Source organism: Acidovorax sp. Leaf78, from assembly GCF_001422735.1.
Lineage (GTDB): Bacteria > Pseudomonadota > Gammaproteobacteria > Burkholderiales > Burkholderiaceae_C > Acidovorax.
In genome coordinates this window covers 285001-287881 of sequence record NZ_LMLZ01000024.1, presented here as the reverse complement: position 1 = coordinate 287881, position 2881 = coordinate 285001, and the positions used below count along the sequence as shown (strand labels likewise).

General features: G+C 50.9%; 2 rRNA genes (1 of these 2 cut by a window edge). Both read right to left on the bottom strand.

Annotation, left to right across the window (positions count from 1 at the left end):
• Positions 1-19: 19 nt before the first annotated feature.
• A 5S ribosomal RNA gene (gene rrf / locus ASF16_RS23475) occupies positions 20-132 on the bottom strand.
• Between the two features lie 159 nt (positions 133-291).
• Positions 292-2881 (bottom strand): 23S ribosomal RNA (locus ASF16_RS23470); it runs 289 nt beyond the window's last position.

Here is a 2881-nt window from a genome sequence, read left to right as displayed (position 1 = left end):
GTCGGTTTGGGCTGTAAGAGCCTGACGATGACCTACTTTCACACGGGAACCCGCACTATCATCGGCGCAAAGTCGTTTCACTGTCCTGTTCGGGATGGGAAGGAGTGGTACCAACTTGCTATGGTCATCAGGCATAAAGGGTTGCCATACTGAACGYCRYKTTTGGAGTTCAGTACAACGAATTCATAGAGTTAAATCAGCTTTTKGTGTTTTGACTGCGTCAACTTGGCATAACAATCTTTGAGCTTGGCACACATTCATTTCTGGATGCATGTTGGCTATCAAAGTTATAGGGTCAAGCCGCACGAGCAATTAGTATCAGTTAGCTTAACGCATTACTGCGCTTCCACACCTGACCTATCAACGTCCTGGTCTTGAACGACTCTTTAGGGGGCTCAAGGCCCCGGCAGATCTCATCTTGAAACGAGTTTCCCGCTTAGATGCTTTCAGCGGTTATCTCTTCCACACTTAGCTACTCGGCAATGCCACTGGCGTGACAACCGATACACCAGAGGTGTGTCCACTCCGGTCCTCTCGTACTAGGAGCAGGCTTCCTCAAATCTGCAGCGCCCACGGAAGATAGGGACCAAACTGTCTCACGACGTTTTAAACCCAGCTCACGTACCTCTTTAAATGGCGAACAGCCATACCCTTGGGACCGGCTACAGCCCCAGGATGAGATGAGCCGACATCGAGGTGCCAAACACCGCCGTCGATATGAACTCTTGGGCGGTATCAGCCTGTTATCCCCAGAGTACCTTTTATCCGTTGAGCGATGGCCCTTCCATACAGAACCACCGGATCACTATGTCCTGCTTTCGCATCTGCTCGACTTGTCAGTCTCGCAGTTAAGCACGCTTATGCCATTGCACTATCGTCACGATGTCCGACCGTAACTAGCGTACCTTCGAACTCCTCCGTTACGCTTTGGGAGGAGACCGCCCCAGTCAAACTGCCTACCATGCACTGTCCCCGATCCAGATAATGGACCTAGGTTAGAACCTCAAACACACCAGGGTGGTATTTCAACGTTGGCTCCATGACATCTAGCGACGCCACTTCAAAGCCTCCCACCTATCCTACACAGATCTGTTCAAAGTCCAATACAAAGCTACAGTAAAGGTTCATGGGGTCTTTCCGTCTTTCCGCGGGGAGATTGCATCATCACAAACATTTCAACTTCGCTGAGTCTCAGGAGGAGACAGTGTGGCCATCGTTACGCCATTCGTGCAGGTCGGAACTTACCCGACAAGGAATTTCGCTACCTTAGGACCGTTATAGTTACGGCCGCCGTTTACTGGGACTTCAATCAAGAGCTTGCACCCCATCATTTAATCTTCCAGCACCGGGCAGGCGTCACACCCTATACGTCCACTTTCGTGTTTGCAGAGTGCTGTGTTTTTATTAAACAGTCGCAGCCACCGATTTTTTGCAACCCCGTTGGGCTCGCCTTGTACAGGTTCACCTACTTGGGGCATACCTTCTCCCGAAGTTACGGTATCAATTTGCCGAGTTCCTTCTCCTGAGTTCTCTCAAGCGCCTTAGAATACTCATCTCGCGCACCAGTGTCGGTTTGCGGTACGGTCGTCAATAGCTGAAGCTTAGTGGCTTTTCCTGGAAGCAGGGTATCACTCACTTCGTCTGCAAGCAGACTCGTTATCACCCCTCATCTAAGCCCGGCGGATTTGCCTACCAGGCACGACTACAGGCTTGAACCAACATATCCAACAGTTGGCTGAGCTAACCTTCTCCGTCCCCACATCGCACTATTGATCGGTACAGGAATATTGACCTGTTTCCCATCAGCTACGCATCTCTGCCTCGCCTTAGGGGCCGACTCACTCTACGCCGATGAACGTTGCGTAGAAAACCTTGCGCTTACGGCGAGGGGGCTTTTCACCCCCTTTAACGCTACTCATGTCAGCATTCGCACTTCTGATACCTCCAGCATCCGTCACCAGACACCTTCACAGGCCTACAGAACGCTCTCCTACCACGTGCAATAAATTGCACATCCGCAGCTTCGGTAACTGGCTTAGCCCCGTTACATCTTCCGCGCAGGACGACTCGATCAGTGAGCTATTACGCTTTCTTTAAATGATGGCTGCTTCTAAGCCAACATCCTGACTGTTTTAGCCTTCCCACTTCGTTTCCCACTTAGCCAATTTTAGGGACCTTAGCTGGCGGTCTGGGTTGTTTCCCTCTTGAGTCCGGACGTTAGCACCCGGTGCTCTGTCTCCCAAGCTGTACTCGTCAGTATTCGGAGTTTGCATAGGTTTGGTAAGTCGCCATGACCCCCTAGCCTAAACAGTGCTCTACCCCCGACGGTAATACTTGAGGCACTACCTAAATAGTTTTCGGAGAGAACCAGCTATTTCCAAGTTTGTTTAGCCTTTCACCCCTATCCACAGCTCATCCGCTAGTTTTGCAACACTAGTCGGTTCGGACCTCCAGTACCTGTTACGGCACCTTCATCCTGGCCATGGATAGATCACTTGGTTTCGGGTCTACACCCAGCGACTGATTCGCCCTATTCGGACTCGATTTCTCTACGGCTTCCCTATTCGGTTAACCTTGCCACTGAATGTAAGTCGCTGACCCATTATACAAAAGGTACGCAGTCACCCTTGCGGGCTCCTACTTTTTGTAAGCATGCGGTTTCAGGATCTATTTCACTCCCCTCCCGGGGTTCTTTTCGCCTTTCCCTCACGGTACTGGTTCACTATCGGTCGATTACGAGTATTTAGCCTTGGAGGATGGTCCCCCCATATTCAGACAGGATTTCTCGTGTCCCGCCCTACTTGTCTCTACCTTAGTACCACACGTCTGTTTTCGCATACAGGGCTATCACCTGCTATGGCCGGACTTTCCATTCCGTTTT